We start from the raw sequence: 22843 nt of genomic DNA, 5'->3' as shown, positions 1-22843 counted from the left end.
GGGGCGTTACTGCTTGACGCTGCCGGTGGCCAGACCGCTCTGCCAGTGGCGCTGGAGCAGGAGGAAGGCGATGACGAGCGGCACGATGGAGATCAGGGAGCCGGTCACGGCGAGCGGGAGCATGTCGCTGCTGGCGCCGGCCCCGCCGTTCTGCGCCTGGGCGGCCCAGGAGGAGAGGCCGACCGTGATGGGGTACAGGTTCGGATCGTTGAGCATGATCAGCGGCAGGAAGTAGTTGTTCCAGGTCGCCACGAGCGTGAAGAGCAGGACGGTCACCAGGCCGGGGGCCAGCAGCCTGAGAGCGATCCGGAAGAAGATCCGCGCCTCCCCCGCCCCGTCGATCCGGGCGGCCTCGAGGAGGCTGTCCGGGACGGCGTCGACTGCGTAGACGCGCATGAGGTAGAGGCCGAAGGGGTTGACGAGGGAGGGCAGGATGATCGCCCAGGGGGTGTTGACCAGGCCGACCTCGGCGAACAGCAGATAGGTCGGGATCGCCAGCGCGGTGGCCGGGACCATGATGGCGCCGAGTACGAGGTTGAAGGCGGCCCGGTCGCCGCGGAAGCGGAACTTGGCGAAGCCGTACCCGGCGGCGGCCGCGAGCAGGGCGGCGCCGAGGGCGCTGACGACGGCGTACACGGCGGTGTTGGGCAGCCAGTTGACGAAGACGCCGTCGTCCTGGGTGAAGGTCTCCCTGATGTTCGCGAGCAGCTGCGGGGCGCGGGAGAACCACAGGCCGAAGCTGTTGATCAGGTCCTGGGTGTTCTTGGTGGAGGCGACCAGCAGCCAGAACAGCGGGAGGAGGAAGTAGGCCAGGGCCGCCAGCATGGCGATCGTCAACGGGGTGCTGCGGCGGGGGGACGCGGACCGGCGCCGCTTCGGTGCGGTGGGGGCCGGGCCGGCCGGTGCGGTTGTGGCCTTCGGCAGCGTGGTGGTCACTTTGCCCTCCTGCGGTTCGCGGTGAGCAGCACGGCGTAGGAGGCGATGACGATGACCAGGCCCAGGAGGAAGGACACCGTGGCCGCGTAGTTGACCTGCTGGCCGGTGAAGGCGAGGGAGTAGGAGTAGAGGTTGGCGGTGTAGGAGCTGCTGATGACGTCGGGGGCGATCTTCATCAGCAGGTTCGGTTCGTTGAACAGCTGGAAGCTGCCGATCACCGAGAACAGCAGGGTCAGCAGCAGTGCGGGCCGCAGCGCCGGGAGCTTGATCGACCAGGCGATGCGCCAGGCGCCCGCGCCGTCCATCGCGGCTGCCTCGTACAGGTCGTCCGGGACGGTCCGCAGGGCCGCGTACAGGATGATCATGTTGTAGCCGACGAACTCCCAGGTCACGATGTTCGCCAGGCTGCCCAGCATCCAGCCCTCACTGAGGAAGTGCGGGGCCGGCAGGTCCAGGTTCCGGCTCAGCTGGGCGAACGGGCCGAAGTCGGGGCCGTAGAGATAGCCCCACATGAGCGTGGCGACCACGCTCGGGACCGCGTACGGCACGAAGATGCCCAGCCGGATCACGCGCGCAAGGCGCAGCAGGCCGCTGTCCAGCGCGAGGGCGAAGAGCAGGGCCAGCAGCAGCATCAGCGGCACCTGGATCACGAAGAACAGTGCCACGCGTCCGACGCCGTGGAGGAGTTGCGGGTCCTTGAGCGCGGTGACGTAGTTGTCCAGGCCGACGAACACCGTGCCGCCGATGAGCTGTTCCTGGAAGAGGCTGAGGTAGGCGGCGTAGCCGAGCGGGGCGAGGAACAGCAGGAGGAAGAGGATCAGGAACGGAGCTACGAACAGCGGACCTGCCGAGCTGCGGCCCACGCGTGAGCGGGCCTTGTGGGAGGCCGCGGGGGTGGCCGGTGTCATCAGGCCCCCTTGACCGTGAAGCCCTGCTTCTTGGCGTACGTCGTGAGCCGGGACTGCCAGCTGCCGAGCGCGGCGACGGTGTCGGACTTGGCGGCGAGGGACTTGCCGACGGTCTCGGTCCAGTCGGTCGCCGCCTGGTCGAGGAACGGCGGCCACTGGAACGAGGGCGAGACCGTGTCGCTGATGTCGGCGAAGACCTGGTTGACCTTCTGGCCGCCGTAGAAGGCGGGCGCGCTGCCGGTGTAACTCGCGTCCGCGAGCAGGGCCTTGGTCGCCGGGAAGAAGAACTGCTTGGTGGCGAACATCTTGGCGCTCGCCGGGTCGCTGTTGAGGAACTGGGCGAACTGCGCCGCCGCGATCGGGTTCTTGGTGGACGCGGTGACCGCGGTCGTGGAGCCGCCCCAGTTGCCCGAGACCGGCTTGGCGGCGTCCCACTGCGGCAGCGGCGCCGCCCGCCAGTTGCCCGCGGTGGACTTGGCCGAGCCGGACAGGAAGGCCGGGCCCCAGGCCGCGGTGAGCCAGGTGGCGTACTTGCCCTTGTTGAACCCGGCGTACCACCCGTCGGTGAAGTCGGGGTCGGTGCTGATGACGCCTTCCTTCGCGAGCCCGCCCCAGTACTCGCCGAGCTTCTTGGAGACGGCGTCGTCGACGCTGATGGAGAGAGTGCTCTTGCCCGAGGTCGTATACGGCTTGGCGCCCGCCTGTCAGAGCAGACCGTGCCAGGCGGCGGGTTCGTTCGCCGCGAGGTTGGTCAGGTAGACGTCGGGGTCGGCCTTGTGGAGCTTGCGCGCCGCCGCCGCGAACTCGTCCCATGTCCTGGGCACTTGGATGCCGTGCTGGTCGAAGATGTCCTTGCGGTAGAGCATCCCCATGGGCCCGGTGTCCTGGGGGATCGCCCAGACTTCGCCGCCGGGCCCGCTGACTTGCCCCCACGTCCAGTCGACGAACTGGTCCTTCAGTGCCGAGGCGCCGTACGGGGCCAGGTTCAGCAGGCTGCCCGTGATCGTGAAGGTGGGGATCGCCTGGTACTCGATCTGCACCAGGTCCGGTGCGCCGGTTTCGGCCTTCAGCGCGGTACGCAGCTTGGTGTAGTGGGCGACGCCCTGGCCGGCGTTGACGACCTTGACCTTGATCGCGGGGTACTTCTTCTCGAAGAGCGCGACCTCCTGCTCGATGTCCGGGACCCAGGTCCAGAACGTCAGCTCGGTCGGCGTCTTCATCGCCTTGTCGATGTCGGCCTGGCTGACCGGCTTGGCGGACGACGCGCCGCCGGTGCCGCCACCGCTGCCGCCGCACGCGGACAGCGCGGCGCCCAGCGACACCACTCCCGTCGTGGTGAGGAAGAGCCGACGGCTCATGGGGGCAGACGTAGGGGCTTTGCTGGCGAAGATTCCGGGCACGGTGAACTCCCGCCGAGGGGCGTAGATGCGTTGGGGTGTTGGGGGTTGTGAGCTGTTGTTGGTTGAGTACGTATGAGTGCGTTCTGGCGCGTGTGAGTGAGTGTGCGGGCTGCGGCGTGCGCGGTTTCCGCGGGGGAACGGGGGTTCCCGGATCGAATGCGTGACCTTTGCGCGGGTGTGGTCGTTGGGTGGGTGGCAGGCGTGTCCGGGGTGTGTGGAAGGGGGCGGGGTGGGCATGTTGCGTGAGCTGTCGGCGCCGTTCGTCGTCCTCGGCCCGTCCGGTGTCGCGATCCGTACCCGGCTCAAGGGCCTGACCGCTGGGGACGAGGAGATGTTGCGGCTGGTCGGCGCGCATCTCGGGTCGCTGGCTTCCCGTGACCTGAAGCGGCGCTGTGCCGATGGGCCGGAGCACTCCACGGACACGTGGGCGCGGCGCAAACGCGCGCTGACCGAGGAGTCCTCGGCGCGGTGGGCGGGCGGTATCACCAGGGCCACGCATGACCAGTGGGCGCTGTCGCGGCGTGCGCAGCTCGCCCACATCCAGGGCCTGGAGGCCGGTGTGCGCACCATCGCGCACCGGCTGTCGCTGCCGGTGGGTGAGAAGGGGACGAAGCGGGCGCCGGGCGGCTACCGCTCCCGGCAGGAGTGGTTCGCCAAGAGCCGCCGCCTGCACCTTCTGGAGGACCGGCTGGCCGCCGAGCGTGCTGACCGCGACGCCGGGCGTGTGCGCGTGGCACGTGGCGGCAAGCGGCTGGCCCGCAACCGGCACAACCTCGAACAAGCGCAGCTCACCGAGGCCGCATGGCGGCAGCGGTGGGAGGCCGAACGCTGGTTCCTCCAGACCGATGGCGAGAGCGGGAAGCGGTTCGGGAACGAGACGATCCGCGTCACCCCGGACGGGGAGGTCAGCATCAGGCTCCCGGCGCCGCTCGCCCATCTGGCGAACGCCAAGCATGGCCGGTACGTCCTCACCGGAGCGGTCGCCTTCCGCCATCGGGGCGAGGAGTGGGCCGACCGGGTGTCGGCGAACCGAGCCGTGGCCTACCGCATCCACCTGGACGTGGAGCGTGGGCGCTGGTACCTCACCGCCTCGTGGACGATCCCGCCGGCTCTGACCGTGCCACTGGCGGCTGCCGTCGCGGACGGCGTGGTCGGCGTCGATACCAACGCCGATCACCTCGCCGCCTGGCGCCTGGACGAGCACGGCAACCCGGTCGGCGAGCCCCGCCGCTTCTGCTACGACCTCGACGGGCCAGCCACCCACCGCGACGCCCAGGTCCGGCACGCGCTGGTGCGCCTGCTGCACTGGGCCAAGCGGCACGGCCTGAGTGTCGCGATCGAGGACCTGGACTTCGCAGCGGAGAAGACCCGGGAGAAGCACGGCAGGCGGAAGCGGTTCCGCAAGCTGATCTCCGGCATGCCGGTGTCCAGGCTGTGCTCCCGGCTGGTGTCGATGGCGGCCGAACTCGGCATCACGATCGTGGCCGTTGACCCGGCGTACACGTCCCAGTGGGGCGCCCAGCACTGGCAGAAGCCCCTCACCAGCACCAAGCGCGCCACCACGCGGCATGATGCCGCCTCGGTGGCGATCGGAAGGCGCGCCCTCGGGCACCCGATCCGGCGACGGACGGCACCGCCCCACGACGACCGGAGCGATCGTCGTGGGCATCGGACCGCCCAGGCCGGACCGGGCGCCCGGGGGCGTGAGGAATCCCGCCCCCGCATTCCCGGACCACGGACACGATCCGTGCGCGCCGGACGCGGAGCGAAAGCGGGGGACCAGTGTGCCCAACACCGTTCGGGGCACGCGGCTGAGCATGGGTTCTGGCAACAGGACTTACTCCCGCTCAGTCTTTAGGAACGGTAGGAGACGGCGGCACGCAGGGCGAGGGCGTGCTGTACCGGGGGATGGGGTGGGGAGTGCGCGACGGAAAGGAAGCGGGTGCGGAGGGCTACGTCAGGTCGTGCTCAGGTCGTACGTCGCCCATGCCCGGGGTCGTCCGGGGCGGCGGGGGCGCGGTCGAGGCGCGGACGACCAGGTCGACCGGTGGGTCGCTCGCCGGGAGAGGGTCCGCGTTCGGGTTTTCGATGGCGTGCACAAGACGCTTGAGTCCTTCCTGCGCCACGGCGTCGAACGGCTGCCGCACCGTGGTCAGGGGTGGAGTCACATAGCCGGCGACGGGGATGTCGTCGAAACCGACCACGCTGACGTCGTCCGGAACGCGCCGTCCGGCTTCCGTCAGGGCGCGGATCAGGCCGATGGCCATGTCGTCGTTCGCGGCGAACACCGCGGTCACGTCGTCGTCGGAGGCCAGCGCACGGCCCGCCGCGTATCCGGACGCCGCCGACCAGTCGCCCTCCACGACCGGTGGTGCGTCCCGGCCGCGTGCGGCCAGTGCGGCCCGCCACCCCTCCAGCCGGTCCCGGGCGGCGTACCAGCGCCCGGGACCAGCGAGATGATGGACCGTCAGGTGACCCAGATCCAGGAGGTGTTCCGTGGCGACCCGGGCCAGCAGCTCGGCCACGACGCCCGCCGTCACCACCTGGGGGGCGGCGAAGAGCGGTGGTGCGCCGAGTACGAGAACCGGCACGTCGACGCGGAGGGAGCCCGCGCCTTCGACGGTGCCGTCGGAGCCTTCGTCGATCGGCTCCGAGATGACGATGCCGTCCACACCCTGATCGAGGAGTGAGTCCACGGCACCGGCGACGCCCGCCGGGTCGCCCTCCATCGTGTTGACCACCCGGAGCGCGTACCCCATGTCCCTTACGGCCCGCTCGATGCCCATGAGCAGCGAGGCGGGACCGTACAGCGCCGTCCCGAGGGTGACCACACCGATGGAACGGGTCCGTCCGGACGCCAGCGCCCGAGCCGCGTTGTTCCGCCGGTAACCGAGTTCGTCGGCGGCTTGGAGAACCCTGCGGCGCACCTCGGCGGAGACGTAGGGCTCGTCGTTGAAGACCCTCGACACGGTCTTCTGCGAGACCCCCGCACGCCGCGCCACGTCCACGCTCCGCGGCACCGGGGAACTTCCGCCTCGTCCCGCACCTTGTGTCATGGCATCTCCCGATGGCCGCGCCGCATCCCCGACGATGCCGACTGTATGACGCCGGCTGTATGACTGCGCTGTCATGTCTACGCAGTCATGGGATGCGCGTCAAGAGTTCGCGCAACACGTGTGTAACCCGCGTCCGTATGTCAGGCGCCGCGCGGCCGCCGGAACGCGACGGCCGCAGCCACCCCGCCCAGCAGGCCGAAGAGATGCCCCTGCCAACTGACCCCGGCAGCCGTCGGCAGGACGCCCCACAGGAGCGAGCCGTAGACCGCACCGACGAGGAGGCCCACGACGATGTCGCCGACGCGGCGATCGACGAAGCCGCGGACCAGCAGATAGCCGAAGAGACCGAAGACGACGCCGGACGCGCCGGCGGTCGCGGAGTGCGGGGGTGCCGTGAGCCACACGCCCACGCCGCAGGCGAGGACGATCACGGTGACGACGGCGAGGAACCGGCGTATGCCGGACAGTGCGGCAAGGAAGCCGAGAACCAACAGTGGCACGCTGTTCGCAGCGAGATGGTCGAAGCCGAAGTGCATAAAGGCGGCGGGCACGATGTCCCGCAGCTCGCCGACCTCGCGCGGGCTGACGCCGAACGTGTCCAGGGCGTGGCCGCTCGCCGCGTCGACGACCTCGAGCACCCACAGCAGAGCGACCCAGCCGGCCATCAGCATGGCGGCGTCCCTGGCACGCGCCAGGCGCGCCCCGGGCGCGGGGCGCGCCGCGCTGTGCTGCCCGTGCTGCGATCCAGGGCCGTAGTGCGATCCGTACACCATGGCAATCCCTTGCTTCCCTTGTGTACTGCTCAACGCCGACGAGCCCCAGCCCGGTTCCCGCCCTGTGGGCAGGCTCGGCCGTAAGGCGACCCTGCTCGCACCGGCACGACATTGCTCCGTCCGAGTGGTGCATACCTGGGGACGGTCGTAGCGTCGGTACGTGCACGACGTGTGGATCCGGACGGGCCGGGAGCGGATATGCGGGAACTCGCGATGACCAAGGTGGCCGCGGTCTGTGCTGTCGCGACGCTCGCGGCGGCCATGGGCACGGCCTCCGCTGCCCCCGCGGCCGCGCCGTCCACGGCGCAGTCCGTGGCACAGCGGTCTGTGTCCCCCGTGCTCGTCGACTGTTTCTGGAAGTCCCAGGTACGTCCCGCCGACTTCATCCTCGCCTGCGGGGACGGCAACAGCCGCCTCACCGCTCTGCGGTGGTCGCACTGGCACGCCGGCTCGGCGGTGGCCGTGGGCCTCAACGCGGTGAACGACTGCCGGCCGTACTGTGCGGCGGGCCGGTTCCACTCGTACCCCGTCGTGGTTCGGCTCGACGATCCGCAACCGTGGGAGAAGCAACCGGAGGTGCAGCGCTACTCGCGTATGACGCTCACCTACCCCGGCGACAGGCCGGAGAGGGTGCCTCGCACAGTGACGTATTCGCTCTGGGACTGACACGTCGCCGGGGACTTCCGGATCTGGGGGAGGGGCATCGTCACCGGGAGGGACGGCGTGCTGCAGGGCCTGACGGTGGTCCTGCCGTGGCCGGCTCGCTCACCACGTCCACGTCGCTTGCCCGGACGTAGGCGAGACGGTGGCCGAACTGGATCTGGTAGTACTCCTCCTCGCCTGTCACCACCTGGTTCGGTGTGTCGTCGGAGGACGACTTGTCGACGTGGGAACCGACGAGGCGGCCCTGTGTCACGTACCGCTGGCCCGCGAGGAAGCTGTACGGGAGCGGCGATTCGGTCGGCGCCGACACCCCGTCCGGGTAGGCGTCCTCCTCCGGGAGGGCACGCCCGTACACCGTGACCTCGCTCAGGCCGTCCTTCGGGGTCACCATCCGGCCGGTCGTACCGACGGCCGTCGGATGGAGTCTGGGGTTCTTGAACCATGCTTTCCGGCCCTGGTACCAGATCGCCGTCCACTCGCCGCTGCGCCCCGCGACCGCGAAGGACTGACCGGCCGAGACCCGCGACCCCAGGTCGTTGACGTCCTCCGTGGACTCCTCCCCGTCCGGGCGCCGGCCCGGGTCCTGGATCAGCGAGGCGTCCTCCTTCGGCTCGGTGCGCAGGCGGACGGCGCTGGAGCCGTGCGGCTTGCACGGCACACCGTCGCCGGTGCATCCGGTGTACGGCGGCTTGTGGGTGGCGTAGTCGGGCAGGATGGTCACCATGGCGCTGTCCCGTCCGGCCGTGGCACGCAGGGGCGCGCCGAGGAGGTCGAAGTAGTGTCGCCAGTCCCAGAACGGGCCGGGGTCGTCGTGCATATGAGGGATGGTCGAGGCGGTCGGGGACGGCACGTTGTCATGGCCGAAGATGTGCTGCCGGTCGAGCGGGATGTCGTACTTCTTCGCCAGGTAGCGCACGAGGCGGGCCGAGGCCCGGTACATCTGTTCCGTGTACCAGGTGTCGGGCTGCGTGAGGAATCCCTCGTGCTCGATGCCGATCGAGCGGGCGTTGACGAACTGGCTGCCGGAGTGCCGGGCCGCGTCCTTGGTTTTGATGTGCTGGGTGATGTGGCCGTCGCTGGAGCGGACCGAGTAGTGCCACGACGGCTCCGTCGGTTCCTGGATGGTCTTGAGCATCGACGGCAGACGTGCCTCGGTGTCATGGATGACGATGTAGTCGATCTTCTGGTCCCGGGGCCGGTCGGCCGGGTCGTAGTTGCCGTACGCGTCGTCACCGATCTCGACGTACGGCGCTTTGAGCCAGGAGCAGGACACCTCCGCCGGGCACTCGACGTCCTTCGGCCGCTGTGGGCCCTGCGGGCGGGGGGTGACGCCCGGGTTGGCGGGGAGGGTGACATGCTGCCCTGCGTCGGTGGTGCGGTGCGCGCCCCGGCGGATCACCGCAAAGACGTCTTTCGCGTACGTCTGCGCCGATGCGGTGTCGCCCGTGCCCGGGAAGCGCGCAACCGCCTCCCACCAGTCGGCCGGGTTGGCGCTGAGCGGCTTGCCGAGCTGTCGTTGCGTCGCCGCCAGGAGTGCCGCTCCGCCGCGCACGTTGGCCTCGGTGTCCGTGCGCAGCCGCTCCTCCGGGGCCCCGATCAGGCGGGCGGCGAGTTGCAGGTTGGCCGGCTGCGCGGAGGCGCTGCCCCGGGTGTTCGCCTCGCGTGAGGCCTGCGGCCCCGCGAACGGCGAGGCACTCCCGCGGTGCGGTGCAGCCTGGGCCTGGCGGGCGTCCACCAGGTGCATCGGTCCGTAGCCGCCGACGACGCTCGGGGAGCCCGGATGGGCGTCCCATCGCGACTGCAGGTAGGACACGCCCATGAGCACACTGCGCGGCACACGGTATTCGTGCGCGGCGGCCGTGAAGACGTCCTGCAGACGCGGGTCGTCCGCCGCGCCGTCGTCGTCCGCCGGCCCGCTCAGCAGCGGCACCAGCAGCGACATCAGGAGCGCCGCCGAGGCGGTCAGCCAGAGGATCCGGCGGCGCCCCCGGAGGGCGCCGGGGACACGGGGGGCGGCACGTTCACTCATTGCAGGGGCCTCCGACCATGCTCGACGCAACCAGGACAACGGAGTTGCCCTTCGCACCACCCCTCGTACGTTTCCGTGCCCGACACGCCACGTCGCGCCAACTGTCACCGTCCTGGACCAGCCGCCCGGCAGAGGCCACCCGGTCGGCGGCAGCACGTCCTCACGGCAGGGAGGGGGCGAAGTGCCCGTGCTGAACGGTGGAGTCCGGTACCGGTGGCGTGCCGGCTCAGTCCTGGACCGGGTCCACCTGCCAGTCGGGATGCCCCGGCATGGGCGGGGTCTGTGCCCCGTACAACCACGGGGTCAGGAACGGGGTGAGGTCCTCGCCGGCCACCTCGGACGCGAGCGCGACGAAGTCCCGCGTGCCGGCGGCCCGGCCCCGGTACGTCGTCACCCAGGACCGCTCGATCCGGTCGAAGGTCTCCTCGCCGACCTTCTCCCGCAAGGCGTAGAGCACCAGTGCCGAGCCGTCGTACCGCATCTGCTTGAACAGGGTCGGCTCGGTGGGTTCGGCGGGCGCCCCGTCGTCGTGGCGCCACTGGTCGTGCTGCTCGTACGCCGCCCGCATCGCGTCCTCGATGCTGATGCCACCGTGTGCGTCGGAGTAGAGACGTTCGTAGAAGCGGGCGTGCCCCTCGCTCAGCCAGAGGTCGGACCACTGCCGGATGGCGACGCTGTTGCCAGTCCAGTGGTGGGTCAGCTCGTGCACCAGGTCGCGCTCGGCGTCGACCTGGTCACCCAGCAGATCGGCCCTCGGCACGACGGAAAGTGACTGCGTCTCCAGCGCCACCGGCAGGTCGGTGTCCCCGACCAGCACGCCGTAGCGGCGAAACGGGTACGGGCCGAGTCGCCGTTCCAGCCAGGCCAGGTGCTCGGAGGTGAGCGAGCGGTAGGCCTCGGTGTCGGTGACCAGGCCACCGGGGACCGCGTCCCGGACGGGCAGCCCGCGCGGGCCGGTGCTGTCGACGAACGTGAACCTGCCGATCGCCACCTGGATCAGCTGGGCCGCGACCGGGTGCTCGGAGTCGTACGTCCACCGGAGTCGTCCGTCGGAGCGCCGGACGCGCTCGACGAGTCGGCCGTTGGCCACTGCGCTGAGGCCGGACGGGGTGGTGATGCGGAAGGTGACCGGCGCCCGCAGGCTGGGATGGTCGTTCGCCGGGAAGATCATCTTGGCGCCGTTGGGCTGCGGACAGAGCACGGTGCCGTCGGGCGTGGGCACCCAGCCGTACGCCTGGATCGCGTCACTGCGGTGCCGTTGCTGCGTCGGATCGGCGGTGTAGGCGACCTGCACGGTGAAGGCGCTGCCGTCGAGGATCGGCTTCGCGGGAGTGACGACGAGCTCGTCGCCGTCGCGTACGGCGGTCGCCGGTGCGCCGTTGACGGTGACCGTGTGCAGCGTGTTGCCCGCGAAGTCGAGATTGAAGCGGGACAGCGCCTGCGTGGCGGTGGCGCTGATGGTGGTGCGGGCGTCGAAGGGCGTCCGCGGTGCCCGCCAGTCGAAGGCGATGGTGTAACGGCGCACCGTGTAGCCGCCGTTGCCGTCGAGCGGCAGGAGCGGGTCGCCGATGCCTGGGGCGCCGGGGGAGGGGGCCGGGCCGGACGACGCGCCGGACGGGCCGGGGGCGGGCGCGCCGGGGTGGGCGGGGGACCGGTGGCCGCCGTAGAGGAGGGTGCTGATGAGCACGGCGGCACCAGTGATCACGACGGCGCCGGTGAGGGCGACGACGAGGGCCGTGCGGCGGGTACGGAGGCCACGACGGAGGCGCTCCGTCCCAGCCGGTTCGCGCGGGGGGCGCGGGAACGACGCCTTCACCGGAACACCCCGTAGGTGCCTCGGCTGCCGGCAGTCGCGATCTCCATGGCCGCACTATGCCAGCAAGCATCGCTAAATCCGATTATGTCCTGGCTTCTTCTGTCGAACGCCGCCTGAATTCGCTCCGATTCGCAAGGGTCGCGAAGAGCCCCGTTCGTGTGACGCCATCCGCGTCCGACAGTCACGAAACGGAACGCCACCGTACTCACCCCAACAGACCAACAACGCAGCGTAAAGGCCTTGTCCCGACTGGACCGTCCCCCATTCGGAGTTGCGGCCGCACGGGGGTCATGAGTCGGTAGGAGTCGTGTCCTGCCGGATCTCACCATCAGGAGGAGACATGGGCACCAAGCAGAAGGGCCATTCGGCCGACAAGCTGTCCGTCGTTTTCACCGTCCGAGTGATCGAGGGCGGCGAGCAAGGGTTCCTGGATCTGTACGACAAGATCCGTAAGACCGTCGCCCGCACCCCCGGCCACATCGTCGAGCGGCTGGGAGAACCCGTGGACGACTCCCGTCAGTGGGTGATCACCAGTGAGTGGGAGACGCCCGAGGCGTTCTTCGCCTGGCAGCAGAGCGAGGAGCACCGCGAACTGGTCGCGCCGCTGCGCCAGTGGGTCGACTCGACGCAGTCGCTCCGGTTCCGGGTCGTCAAGGAGACCGTGGGGGCGGCGTCATGACGCGTACGACCAACGGCCCCATAGCCGTACTCGGACTCGGCGCCATGGGCACCGGCCTGGCCACCCGCCTCCTCGACCAGGGCGTACAGGTTCGGGTCTGGAACCGCACCGCGGAGCGGGTCGAACCACTCGTCAAGGCGGGCGCCTTCGCGGCGGCCCGCCCCGCTGACGCCGCCGCGGGCACGAGCGCCGCCATCTGCTCCGTCGCCGACGGCGAAGCCCTCGGCACCGTGCTGCGCGGACCGGACGGAGTGCTGGCGGGCGGGCCCTACCCCGGTGTCCTGATCTGCGCCAGCACCGTCGCTCCCGACGAGGTCGTCCAAATCGCCGGGGACGTCACCTCCGTTCTGGACGTCGGCATGCTCGGCAACCGTGACCACGCCCGCGACGGCGAGCTGCGGCTGTTCGTCGGTGGCGAGGAGCGGGTGTTCAACGCCGGCCGCCCGCTGCTGGAGATGCTGGGCAAGGAGGTCGTCCATCTGGGCGCACTCGGTTCCGGCATGCGGATGAAGCTGCTCCTCAACCTGCTGATGGGCATAGAGGTGCAGGCCCTGGCCGAGGCCAGCGAACTGGCGACCGCCTCCGGCCTCGACCGGCAGCTGGTCCTCAAGACGATCGCGGGCAGCGGCTTCGCCTCGCCGGTCATGGCGTTCAAGTCCAAGCGCCTGGCCTCCGGCCGCTTCGACAAGCCGGACTTCCGGCTGCGGCTGATGGCCAAAGACCTCATGCTCGCTTCCAAGCAGGCAGCGGCGGTCGGTCTGAGTCTGCCGCTGGCGACCGCCGCAGCCGAAACCCACGTCCGCGCCGCCGGGCAAGGACTGGGTGACGAGGACTGTGCCGCGGTCGTCCGCGCACTCACGGCGAAACCGGGAAGCGATACATGATCATCGACATCCACGGGCATCTGTCCCCACCGGAGGCGGCCGAACGCTTCCCCATGCCCCCCAGCCTCACCGACGTCGACGGCATGCTCGCCGCTCGCGCCGAGGCCGGGATCGACCTGACCATCATCGGCAGCCCCGTCGGTGCCGGCGCGATGGCGCGGGTCCCGGGCGTGGACAACTACGCGCAACCACGCGACCGGCTGCGCGGCTTCCACGCCTGGATGTCAGGCCTGATCGCCAAGTTCCCGGACCAGTTGCGCGGGTACGTGTACGCCAACCCGTTCGGCGACGACGATCACCTGGAAGGGGTGCGGGAGACCCTGGCGGACCCCGCCTTCGTCGGACTGATCACCACGTCCAGCGTCCACGGAGAGCTGCTCGGCTCCCCGCGTGCCGACTCCTTCTTCGCGCTGGCCGCGGAGGCGGGGGTGCCGGTCATGGTGCACGCCCCGGCCGAACCGGTCGGCACGGAACGGGTCGACGAGTTCGGCTTCGTCGAGCAGATCGGCCGGTTCGGCGACGTCACCATCGGCATGGCCATGATCGCGTTCGCGGGATGGCTGGACAAGTACCCCGATCTGCGGCTGATCGGCGCAACCGGCGGCGGCGCGATGGCGCTGCTGCCGGAGCGCCTGCAGACGGCGGCGCGCCCCCGGCACTGGGCCGGAGGGGCGCCGCCCCCCGGTCAGGCCGCGGCGCCGGCCTCCGCGCCACCGTCGGCCAAGGTGCCGGCGGCCGACCCGGCCGCGGCGCTGAAGCGTATGTACGTCGACACCAGCCCGTTCAGCCCGGCGCACCTGAGCCTCAACGCGGAGGTGCTGGGGCCCGAACGGATGCTGTTCGGCACCGACTCACCGCCGATGGCGGCGCCGCTGGAGGACTTCATCCGCATGATCGAGAAGCTGCCGGTCGACAAGGCGTCCCAGCAGCGCATCCTCGGCGGCAACGCCGAGGCCGTCTTCGACCTGAGGAGTCGTCCGTGATCACCACGCAAGACGCCGTCACCGCGGCCGAGCGGTGCACCCCGGAGTACCGGCGCAACCCGCACGCGGTGTACGCCCTGCTCCGGGAAGCGGCGCCGGTCTGCCCCATGAAACCGCCGCACGGCAACGAGACGTACCTGATCACACGGTACGAGGACGCGCGGGCCGCCCTGTCGGACCCGCGGTTGAGCAAGGACATGTACGGGGCCATGGACGCCTACCGGAGCATCTTCGGTGACTCGTCCGTGGCGCTGGACGACAACATGCTCAACTCCGACCCGCCCAAGCACACCCGGCTGCGCAAGCTGGTCAACTCCGCGTTCACCCCACGGCGCGTGGAGGCGCTGCGGCCGCAGATCCAGGACATCGTCGAGAGCCTGCTCGACGAGTGCCCGACCCGGGAGCCCTTCGACCTGCTGCCCGCCTTCGCGTTCCCGCTGCCGATCATCGTGATCTGCGAACTGCTCGGCGTGCCGGCGCAGGAGCGGTCGCGGATGCAGCACCTGTCCACCACCGTGGCGCAGACCGGTTTCAGCGAGGAGTCCAAGCGGGCCCAGCAGAAGGCGGAGGAGGATCTGCACGCGTACTTCACCGACCTCATCGCGGCCAAGCACAGCCACCCGGGTGACGATCTGCTGAGCGCGCTCACCGCAGTCCAGGACAACGACGGCGGGCTCACCGAGAACGAGCTGGTCTCCACGGCGTTCCTGCTGATGTTCGCGGGCCACAAGACGACCGCGTACCTCATCGGCAATGCCGTCCATCACCTGCTGTCCCATCCCGCACAGCTCCGCGCAGTGCAGGAGAACCCGGAACTGGTCGGCCCGGCGGTCGAGGAACTGGTGCGCTACGACGGCTCCGTGGAGACCTCGACGTTCCGCTACGCGACCGAGGACGTGGAATACGGCGGGATGCGGATCCCGAAGGGCGCCCTGGTCCAGGTCGCGCTCAGTTCGGCCAACCGCGACCCGCAGAAGTTCGACGCCCCGGACGAGCTCGATGTGATGCGGCCGGGGAACGCGCAGAACGCCCATCTTGGGTTCGGGCACGGCAGCCACTACTGCCTGGGAGCCCCGCTGGCCCGGCTGGAGATGCAGCTGGCTCTCACCGGCCTGTTCGGCCGGTTCCCGAGGATGACTCTGGCCGACCCCGCGGGCGAGGCGAAGTGGATGGAGGTTCCCTTCCCGGCCTTCCGCGGCCTCGCGGAGCTGCCGGTCGTGCTCGATCCTGCCGGGTGACCGACAGACCGATCCGCTCACAACAACGCCGAACGGGCCCCTCCACCGAGGGGCCCGTTCGGCGTTCTCGGAAATGGTTGCAGTGGCTCGCAGTGACATCCATCACGCGGACTTCGCGCATCAACGTGGTTCGGTAGTACAAGGCGGCCGGGAGATATAGGGGGACTTGCCGCCTGGAAGCAGACATACGGCGCACATGAGTCGATGGCGTGAATGTGACCCGCTTCCTCCACGCTGCCGACCCCTCATGCACGGCTTCCTGACGGAGCGCCAGACCTTGCCGTGCTCCGGTGGGCAGGTTCAGCACACCCCTGCGCTCGTTTCAAGGGCCTTCGGCGACTACGACGCCGGGTAGTAGCAGCGCTCGTTGCCCCTCCTTCACTCGGGTTTTAACAATGACGGCCCCAGAAGGCGTCACCGCAGGTCAGGCACAGCGTCCGAGCAGAGCTGACCCCACCGGAGGCACCCCCGCGACGACCGAGCGAGGTCCACATGAGGAAGCACCGCAGGAAGACGCGCCACCGGCACATAGCCATCGCTGCCGTCGCACTGAGCGCGCTGGCCATACCGTCCGCCGCCATGGCCTGTCTGAACGATGAGGGCGCCGAGGGCGCCGAGTCCTACGGTCAGTGGGAGAACTGGAAGAACGCGTCCTCGGAGAAGTGGTGGCAGGGCCGCGAGCGGACCTCGCAGCCCTCGACGCCGGCTTCGCAGGCACCTACCGCACCGGCTTCGCAGGCACCCACCGCGCCGACCTCGACGGAAGCCTCGGAGCCGAAGACGTCCACCTCCGCGTCTCCGAGCACCACCGACGCGGCGGCCCCGGCGTCCGGCGCCGTGGCTCGCGTCGTGGCCCTGGTCAACAGCGAGCGCAGCAAGGCCGGTTGCTCGCCGGTGACCGTGAACGCGAAGCTCACGAAGGCCGCCCAGGACCACAGCACGGACATGGCGAGCCACAAGAACATGTCGCACACGGGCTCCGACGGTTCCGACCCGGGCGAACGGATCACGCGCGCCGGCTACAACTGGAGGACCTACGGCGAGAACGTCGCCTACGGCTACTCCAGCCCCGAGCAGGTCATGGCGGGCTGGATGTCCAGCCCCGGCCACAAGCGCAACATCCTGAACTGCGGTTTCAAGGAGATCGGTGTCGGCCTCGCCCAGCCCGGCAACTACTGGACGCAGAACTTCGGCACGGCCCGCTGACCGCTCGACCGGCGCCACAGCCGGTTTTCATGCGCCCGCCCCGGGACCAGTCCCGGGGCGGGCGCATGAAAACCGGCAGCGAACCTGTCGCGGCAGCGGCCATGGGTCATTCCCGGCGCGCAGGAGGGGGCGGGGTGGTCCCGGGAGCCGGTGCCTCGTCTGTGCCGCGTTCTGTGCCGTGGTGGAAGCCGTTGGTGTGGATCCTGTGCCTGAGGTGGTGGGCCGGCCTGAGTCTGGGTGTGCGTTGGATGACCACCATGGCCGCGTCGTCGCCCGGGAGACCGCCGACATGGGCGATGAGGTCCTCGTGGATGTGGTGCAGCAGGGCTTCGGGACCGCTCCCGGTCCACCGGGCGACGCGTTCGGACAGCGGATAGAAGGACCCGTCGGCGTCTCTGGCCTCGATCACGCCGTCGGTGTAGAGCAGCAGCGTGTCGTCGTCCTCCAAGGCGAACGGGTCGGGGGTGAAGCCGGTCCTGGATAGCTCGCACATGCCCAGCGGGGGCTCGGGGTGGCGGGCGTACAGGGTGGTCACCTGGTCTCCGCGCAGCAGCAGGGGCGGAGGGTGCCCGCAGTTGATCATCTGGGCCGGGGAGCCCTCGTCGGGGATGTCGAGTATCAGCGCGGTGACGAAGCGCTCCTGCAACTCGTCGACGGCCTCGGAGAGAGGGGCGTGCTCGGACAGATGCCGGCGGATGCTGCCTTCCAGGGCGCCTGGGAGGTCGACCAGATCGCTGCATCGGTGGGCGGCCTCCCGGAAGGCGCCCATCAGAAATGAGGCCTCGCTGATGGAAGGCAGGCCTTTGCCCCGGACGTCACCGATGATCAGTCGGGTGCCGTCCGCGGCGCGCGTCGCCGCGTAGAGGTCGCCGCCGATCTGTGCCTCGTCCTCGGCGGCCAGGTACAGCGAGGCCATCCGCAGCGGGCCCATTCTGTGCGGCAGCGGCCGTAGGACCACTCGTTGTGCAGCTTCGGAGACAGACCGCACCCGGGCCAACTGACGCACGCGCCGCTCGCGCTGCCGACAGAAAATCACCAGCAGGAGCGAGATGACCGCCAGGGCGGCGATCTGCACCTGGTGATTGGGGGTGAACCCGCCACGCAGCACGGCGATGACGGTCTGGGCGATCACAGCCAGTGCGCCGATGAGTGCGGTGAGTCGGGAGCCGGCGAACGACGGGGTGATGGCGGGTGCCACGACCAGAAGGGGCCCGAGATGGATGTCGCGTGGGGCCATGACGTCCCCGACCGTGATCACGAGGATCAGCGCGAGGGGAATCGACACCAGCGCGTGGCCCGGTTGCCATGGCTGCCACAGATCCGCAAGGCGCCGCCGCAAGCCCATGACTACAGTCTGCGCTCTTGCCGGGGCGAGGCAGGCCACGGCATGCCCGGGTCGCACCGACCCTGCGCACCGTCGCCGGACTGACCCCACCCGAGCCTCGTACCGCCGCGGCTGCTGCGTTCACCCTCGGTGAGCGGCGGCAACCTGGTGGTGCCCCTGCTCGGCAACCGTGCATTTGTGATCACCTTCACGCCGGGCGCCGCGGCGGGTGCTGAACTGGCGGGGCGTCGGCTGGATGCGCCGTCCGGCAACTTTCTGGCCCCGGCCGCTCACCCGTGGTCATGCGACGGAACTCCGCCACGGCGGCATGCGCTTGGGAGGTAGGGGGAGAGCGGAGTGCCCTGCACAGCGATCCCGAAGTCCTCCCGACCACCGAACGCCGCCTCTCCCGGCCCCTGTTCGGGGCGGCGCAGCACCTGCCTCGTCCCGGGGACACCCAACTCGACCGTCTCGTGCAGGAACTGATCGTCTCCGGAGTGGACCGCGCAGTGCGTGTATCGCAGGCCCGCGGACGGCGGGAAACGCAGCGCGGGCCCGGCGAGCGCTGTCGGAAGTGTTCGCGAGGCACCGCCCCTGTCCGCCTCGCCGATTCAGTGTCAGACAACGGATGGCACGACGGCGTTCCCCACGGCAGGGGGAAACCTGCTGGTCAGCAGCGCGTGCTCCAGGGGGCGGAGGACGGCGCCTGCGGCCCGTCGGCGCTCGCGGCTCGGAGCTGACGCCCGGCCGCTGTGCCGCTAATTCTGGCGGTATCAACAGATTTGCCCGTCTCGAGATGCCGCATCGCGGGTGCGCGGCTAGTGTCTACAAGTGAGAGCCGCAACCCGGGGCACGCCCCCGGCCGGCGAGGTACCTGCACAGCGAGGACCGCGACCGTAGCGCCGCCCGCGCAACCCTGCGCGGCTGACAAGCGGCGTCGGCGGCCGAGAGGGGCTTCTCATAGTCATGCGGCGACGCCTATGACCGCGCCGCACGCTCCGTTCACTGCGGCCGCGGCCATCCATCTCGTGCGTGAGAGTCGCGCGAGACGATGGAAGGAAAGGTATAGCCATGCGATCAACTCGCACGAGGCGTCTCATCGCGATGTCCGCCAGCACCATTCTGATGGCTGGTGGCGCCGCGATCGGCGCATCGGGCGCGGCCTCGGCGGCCGTCCCGACCAACAACGACCACAGCTACAACGACTACTACGACGATCACGATCATCGTTGGTGGGACGACGACAACGGTCACGGCGACGACCACGACGATGACGACAACGGCCATGGCGATCATGACGATGACGACAATGGCCACGGCGACAACGGCCACGACAACGGCAACGGCCACGGCGACAACGGCCACGACAACGGCAATGGCCACGACGGCAACGGCCATGGCAACGGCAACGGCCACGGCGGCAATGGCCACGGCGGCAACGGTGGAGGCCACTGACCGAAGCAGTCGAGGTCACCGCTGACACTCGCAGAGGTGTCACCGCGATGCGCGACTCCTGTCCGGGAGCCGCGCATCGCGCACGCTGGTCGGGGGGCCGCCCCGGCTTCGAGCCGCCACCGCCTGTCGCTCTTTCCCCTTCGGCGCGCGCGATGGCGGCGGGACTGGTCTGCTGGAACAGCGGGGCTGTAGCCACCGATCCGGGGAGAGATCCATATGAGTACCTATCGAGTCGCGCAGGTCGGGGCCCCTGGCGGGCCATTCGAGATCGTTGAGCGTGAGGTGCCGCAGCCGGGTCCGGGCCAGGTACGGGTGGCTGTGGACGCCTGCGGGATCTGTCACAGCGACGCCGGCATGGTCGACGCCGCGTTTCCGGGCGTTCGGTTTCCTCTGGTTCCCGGGCATGAGATCGCCGGGCGCATCGAAGAGCTCGGTGAGGGCGTGGAAAGCCGCGGCTGGCGCGCTGGTGAGCGGGTGGCGGTGGGTTGGTTCGGCGGCAGCTGCGGCCACTGCACCCCCTGCCGGCAGGGCGACTTCATCCTGTGCGTGAATCTGAAGGTCCCCGGATGGGCATACGACGGCGGTTTCGCCGAGGCGGTGATCGCACCGGTGGATGCCCTTGCCCGGATCCCCGACGCGCTGGCGCCCACGGATGCCGGGCCCTTCGCCTGCGCCGGTGTGACCATGTACAACGGACTGCGGCGCAGCTCCGGACAGCCGGGTGACCTGGTCGCTGTACTCGGCCTCGGTGGTCTCGGTCACCTGGGGGTGCAGTACGCCGTCGCGATGGGCTTCGAGGCCGTGGCCATCGCCCGCGGAGCTGCCAAAGCCGACTTCGCCAAGCAACTCGGCGCGCACCACTACATCGACAGCACGGCGGACACCCCCGTCGCGGACGCGTTGCAGTCCCTCGGTGGCGCCAAGGTCGTGCTGGCCACCGCCGGCAGCTCCGACGCGATCACGGCGACCGTTGACGGGTTGTCCCACCGCGGCGAACTGGTGGTCATCGGCGCGACCTTCGAGCCGATGGGCATCAGCCCCGTCCAGCTGATCATGCAAGGCCGGATCGTGCGCGGCCACCCGTCCGGCACCGCGCAGGATGTGCAGGACACCATGGCATTCAGCGCCCTGCACGGGATCCGCCCGATGACCGAGATCATGCCGCTGGACCAGGCCGATGAGGCCTATCAGAAGATGCTCTCCGGCGCCGCACGGTTCCGGATGGTGCTCACACCCCGCTGAAAACACCCCGCCCACGCTCCAGCATCTCGAGGCGAAGCCGATCCATGACCACATCACGGGACCTGATGATCATCGCCATCGACGTGGCGCCCAACCACCCCGTGGAACAAGGCGACCTCTCGCTCGCTCTCGCAGGAGCCGAGGTGCTCGACCTTCTCGATGCCCAGGCCATCACCCTGGACGGCGATCACATCGTGCCTGGCCACCGACCGACCGCACGCGACTCCCTGCTGGATCAGGCCGCATCGTCACTGGTGCGCGAAGCGCCGTACGAGACGGTCGGTGACTGGCTGTGGCGCAGAGGTCGCGGTCTGTCCGCGGCGTATCTGGCGGCCCTGGAAGCGGAAGGACAGCTCCGTCGGCAACACCACCGCAGGAACCCCTTCCGGACCAGCAGTGTCGTCCCGGCCGATTCACCGGACCACCGTGCGGCGGCACAACGCTGGGCCTCGGACGAGCCCACCCTGGCCGCCCTGGCGGCGGCCATCGGGATCCATCGCCGGGCCGGGGAAGACTCTGCCGACTCCCCGAGTGCGCACGACGACGCTGTGGACACCGTGCTGGCCGCCGTCCACGGCGCGCTGGTGCAACTGGAGGCCATACGGCAACGACGTGCCATCGAGCAGGCCGCCTTCGACAACATCTGGCGCGGCGAATGACGACCCTCGGCTGTCCCTGCCGGGACCGGGACGGCGGATCTGTCAGGGCTCGGCGATGTCCTCGCGGAGGCCGTCGGAGAACTCCCACCAGGCAAGAGGGAGCCAGTCGCCGTTCACGAACCCGTCGACAGTCGCGCCACGGCCGCGGACGGTGACCGTGGTGCCGGGCGGGTACGAGGTGCCGGACAGGCCGAACACGGGGACGAGCAAGGTTCCGAGCCGCTGTGCTGTCACGTGTCCCGACCTCCCTTCACGGGTCTCGGTGCGAAGCGCGATACGCAAAAAACGATACGCGATGAGTGTGCTTCCGAGATTACCGGCTTGCCCCAGCCCGCGGGCAAGAGAACCATGAGGAGTAGGTCACACAAACGGGGGCGCTCCCGCGGGCAATCCGTGTGCACATCACCGTCAGGAGATGGAAGAGATGAAAGCCGTCGTCTACAAAGGACCTTTCAGCGTCGCGATCGAGGATGTTGACAAGCCAACCATCCAGAAGCCGAACGACGTGATCGTAAGGATCACATCCACGGCGATCTGCGGCTCGGACCTGCACATGTACGAGGGACGTACGGCGGCAGAGCCCGGAATCGTCTTCGGCCACGAGAACATGGGAATCATCGAGGAATGCGGCCAGGGCGTCACCTCCCTCACGGAAGGTGACCGTGTGGTCATGCCGTTCAATGTCGCCTGCGGGTTCTGTAGGAACTGCGTCGAGGGGTACACGGGTTTCTGCGAGACCGTCAATCCCGGTTTCTCGGGCGGGGCTTACGGCTATGTCGCCATGGGCCCATGGACGGGCGGTCAGGCGGAATATCTCCGTGTTCCGTTCGCCGACTTCAACTGCCTGAAGCTGCCGCCGGGAAACGAGCAGGAGACCGACTTCATTCTGCTCGCCGACATCTTCCCCACCGGCTACCACGGTTGTGAACTCGCCCAGGTGCGCCCGGGTGAGAGCGTCGCGGTGTACGGCGGCGGGCCGGTCGGGCTCATGGCCGCGTACTCGGCGCTGCTCCGTGGTGCGAAGAAGGTCTTCGTCGTCGACCGGATTCCCGAGCGGCTCGACAAGGCCCGGGAGATCGGCGCCGTCCCGATCAACTTCGCGGAGGGCGACCCCGTGCAGCAGATCAAGGACCAGACGGAGGGGCTCGGCACCGACAAGGGCGTCGACGCCGTCGGCTACCAGGCGATGTCCCAGGACGTCGACCACGAGGAGCCCGCGACGGTCCTGAACTCGCTCGTCCAGACGGTTCGCCCCACGGGTGCTCTCGGTGTGCCGGGCCTGTACGTGCCGGCCGACCCCGGTGGCCCGGACGAGCAGTCCAAGAAGGGGATGCTCCTCGTGTCCATCGGCAGGCTCTTCGAGAAGGGTCTGCGGATGGGTACGGGCCAGTGCAACGTGAAGCGCTACAACCGGCACCTGCGTGACATGATCATCGAGGGTCGGGCGAAGCCGAGCTTCGTCGTCTCGCACGAGGTGTCGCTGGACCAGGCACCGGAGGCGTACGACAAGTTCGACAAGCGCATCGAGGGCTACACCAAGGTCGTCCTGCATCCGTAGGGCGCCGTCCGTATGCGTTGGTGAGGACTCGACG

19 protein-coding genes and 1 pseudogene are annotated in these 22843 nt (G+C 69.6%); 11 read left to right on the top strand and 9 right to left on the bottom strand.

The annotated features are described in order from the left end of the window. Positions 1–6: 6 nt before the first annotated feature. The 3 genes and pseudogenes from ACKTSN_RS02290 to ACKTSN_RS02280 form a co-directional block, all read right to left on the bottom strand. Positions 7–936, bottom strand: coding sequence for a carbohydrate ABC transporter permease (locus ACKTSN_RS02290; RefSeq protein ID WP_409467534.1), 930 nt, complete (start codon positions 934–936; stop codon positions 7–9). Further along, positions 933–1844 (bottom strand): carbohydrate ABC transporter permease, encoded by a 912-nt coding sequence (locus tag ACKTSN_RS02285; RefSeq protein WP_409467533.1) that lies wholly within the window; start codon positions 1842–1844, stop codon positions 933–935. The genes ACKTSN_RS02290 and ACKTSN_RS02285 overlap by 4 nt, the downstream gene beginning before the upstream one ends. Then, positions 1844–3202: pseudogene (locus tag ACKTSN_RS02280) on the bottom strand (ABC transporter substrate-binding protein). Before ACKTSN_RS02280 ends, ACKTSN_RS02285 begins: the two are co-directional and overlap by 1 nt. Before the next feature lie 271 nt (positions 3203–3473). Between ACKTSN_RS02280 and ACKTSN_RS02275 the strand changes: the two are divergent. Next, entirely contained in the window at positions 3474–5102 is a 1629-nt protein-coding gene (locus ACKTSN_RS02275) for an IS200/IS605 family accessory protein TnpB-related protein (RefSeq protein WP_409467532.1), read from the top strand. 94 nt (positions 5103–5196) lie between these two features. On the opposite strand, the gene ACKTSN_RS02270 is transcribed toward ACKTSN_RS02275, so the two are convergent. Both ACKTSN_RS02270 and ACKTSN_RS02265 read right to left on the bottom strand, forming a co-directional pair. Then, entirely contained in the window at positions 5197–6252 is a 1056-nt protein-coding gene (locus tag ACKTSN_RS02270; RefSeq protein WP_409474707.1) for a LacI family DNA-binding transcriptional regulator, read from the bottom strand. Between the two features lie 188 nt (positions 6253–6440). After that, on the bottom strand, positions 6441–6971 hold the full coding sequence (locus ACKTSN_RS02265; protein WP_409474706.1) for a rhomboid family intramembrane serine protease: 531 nt from the start codon (positions 6969–6971) through the stop codon (positions 6441–6443). Between the two features lie 300 nt (positions 6972–7271). Here ACKTSN_RS02265 and ACKTSN_RS02260 point away from each other — a divergent pair, with 300 nt between their 5' ends. Continuing rightward, positions 7272–7739 carry a hypothetical protein gene (locus tag ACKTSN_RS02260; protein ID WP_409467531.1) on the top strand — a complete coding sequence of 156 codons (468 nt, stop codon included), beginning with the start codon at positions 7272–7274 and terminating at the stop codon, positions 7737–7739. Between the two features lie 40 nt (positions 7740–7779). On the opposite strand, the gene ACKTSN_RS02255 is transcribed toward ACKTSN_RS02260, so the two are convergent. Both ACKTSN_RS02255 and ACKTSN_RS02250 read right to left on the bottom strand, forming a co-directional pair. Then, complete coding sequence (locus ACKTSN_RS02255; protein ID WP_409467530.1) at positions 7780–9765, bottom strand: N-acetylmuramoyl-L-alanine amidase; 1986 nt, start codon at positions 9763–9765, stop codon at positions 7780–7782. Positions 9766–9991: 226 nt separating this feature from the next. Beyond that, the gene (locus ACKTSN_RS02250; protein ID WP_409467529.1) at positions 9992–11581 is read right to left on the bottom strand and encodes a M1 family metallopeptidase; all 1590 of its coding nucleotides are present in this window, start codon (positions 11579–11581) and stop codon (positions 9992–9994) included. A gap of 340 nt (positions 11582–11921) precedes the next feature. On the opposite strand from ACKTSN_RS02250, the gene ACKTSN_RS02245 reads away from it, so the two are divergent. The 5 genes from ACKTSN_RS02245 to ACKTSN_RS02225 all read left to right on the top strand — a co-directional run bounded on the left by ACKTSN_RS02245 (position 11922) and on the right by ACKTSN_RS02225 (position 16571). Next, a complete protein-coding gene (locus ACKTSN_RS02245) occupies positions 11922–12260 on the top strand; it encodes an antibiotic biosynthesis monooxygenase family protein (protein ID WP_129803178.1) in 339 nt (112 codons plus the stop codon). Then, positions 12257–13144 carry an NAD(P)-dependent oxidoreductase gene (locus ACKTSN_RS02240; protein WP_409467528.1) on the top strand — a complete coding sequence of 296 codons (888 nt, stop codon included), beginning with the start codon at positions 12257–12259 and terminating at the stop codon, positions 13142–13144. Before ACKTSN_RS02245 ends, ACKTSN_RS02240 begins: the two co-directional genes overlap by 4 nt. Beyond that, positions 13141–14127 carry an amidohydrolase family protein gene (locus ACKTSN_RS02235; RefSeq protein ID WP_409467527.1) on the top strand — a complete coding sequence of 329 codons (987 nt, stop codon included), beginning with the start codon at positions 13141–13143 and terminating at the stop codon, positions 14125–14127. The genes ACKTSN_RS02240 and ACKTSN_RS02235 overlap by 4 nt, the downstream gene beginning before the upstream one ends. Continuing rightward, entirely contained in the window at positions 14124–15365 is a 1242-nt protein-coding gene (locus ACKTSN_RS02230; protein WP_409467526.1) for a cytochrome P450 family protein, read from the top strand. The genes ACKTSN_RS02235 and ACKTSN_RS02230 overlap by 4 nt, the downstream gene beginning before the upstream one ends. A 492-nt stretch (positions 15366–15857) precedes the next feature. Next, complete coding sequence (locus tag ACKTSN_RS02225; protein ID WP_409467525.1) at positions 15858–16571, top strand: CAP domain-containing protein; 714 nt, start codon at positions 15858–15860, stop codon at positions 16569–16571. A 106-nt stretch (positions 16572–16677) separates the two neighbouring features. Here ACKTSN_RS02225 and ACKTSN_RS02220 read toward each other — a convergent pair whose 3' ends face one another. After that, on the bottom strand, positions 16678–17916 hold the full coding sequence (locus tag ACKTSN_RS02220) for a PP2C family protein-serine/threonine phosphatase (RefSeq protein ID WP_409467524.1): 1239 nt from the start codon (positions 17914–17916) through the stop codon (positions 16678–16680). 1083 nt (positions 17917–18999) lie between these two features. Between ACKTSN_RS02220 and ACKTSN_RS02215 the strand changes: the two genes are divergently transcribed. The 3 genes from ACKTSN_RS02215 to ACKTSN_RS02205 all read left to right on the top strand — a co-directional run bounded on the left by ACKTSN_RS02215 (position 19000) and on the right by ACKTSN_RS02205 (position 21251). After that, a complete protein-coding gene (locus tag ACKTSN_RS02215) occupies positions 19000–19350 on the top strand; it encodes a hypothetical protein (protein WP_409467523.1) in 351 nt (116 codons plus the stop codon). A 216-nt stretch (positions 19351–19566) separates the two neighbouring features. Further along, positions 19567–20592 (top strand): alcohol dehydrogenase, encoded by a 1026-nt coding sequence (locus tag ACKTSN_RS02210; protein ID WP_409467522.1) that lies wholly within the window; start codon positions 19567–19569, stop codon positions 20590–20592. Positions 20593–20636: 44 nt separating this feature from the next. Further along, positions 20637–21251 carry a GPP34 family phosphoprotein gene (locus ACKTSN_RS02205; RefSeq protein WP_409467521.1) on the top strand — a complete coding sequence of 205 codons (615 nt, stop codon included), beginning with the start codon at positions 20637–20639 and terminating at the stop codon, positions 21249–21251. Between the two features lie 42 nt (positions 21252–21293). Here ACKTSN_RS02205 and ACKTSN_RS02200 read toward each other — a convergent pair whose 3' ends face one another. Next, the gene (locus ACKTSN_RS02200) at positions 21294–21485 is read right to left on the bottom strand and encodes a hypothetical protein (protein WP_409467520.1); all 192 of its coding nucleotides are present in this window, start codon (positions 21483–21485) and stop codon (positions 21294–21296) included. Positions 21486–21675: 190 nt separating this feature from the next. Here ACKTSN_RS02200 and ACKTSN_RS02195 point away from each other — a divergent pair, with 190 nt between their 5' ends. Further along, entirely contained in the window at positions 21676–22809 is a 1134-nt protein-coding gene (locus ACKTSN_RS02195) for a glutathione-independent formaldehyde dehydrogenase (RefSeq protein ID WP_409474705.1), read from the top strand. The last annotated feature ends 34 nt before the right edge of the window (positions 22810–22843 follow it).

The sequence above is a fragment of the Streptomyces flavusporus genome (genome assembly GCF_046267975.1).
GTDB classification, from domain to species: Bacteria; Actinomycetota; Actinomycetes; order Streptomycetales; family Streptomycetaceae; genus Streptomyces; species Streptomyces flavusporus.
Note: the sequence above shows the minus strand (reverse complement) of the source record. Positions and strands in the feature narration are given on the sequence as shown.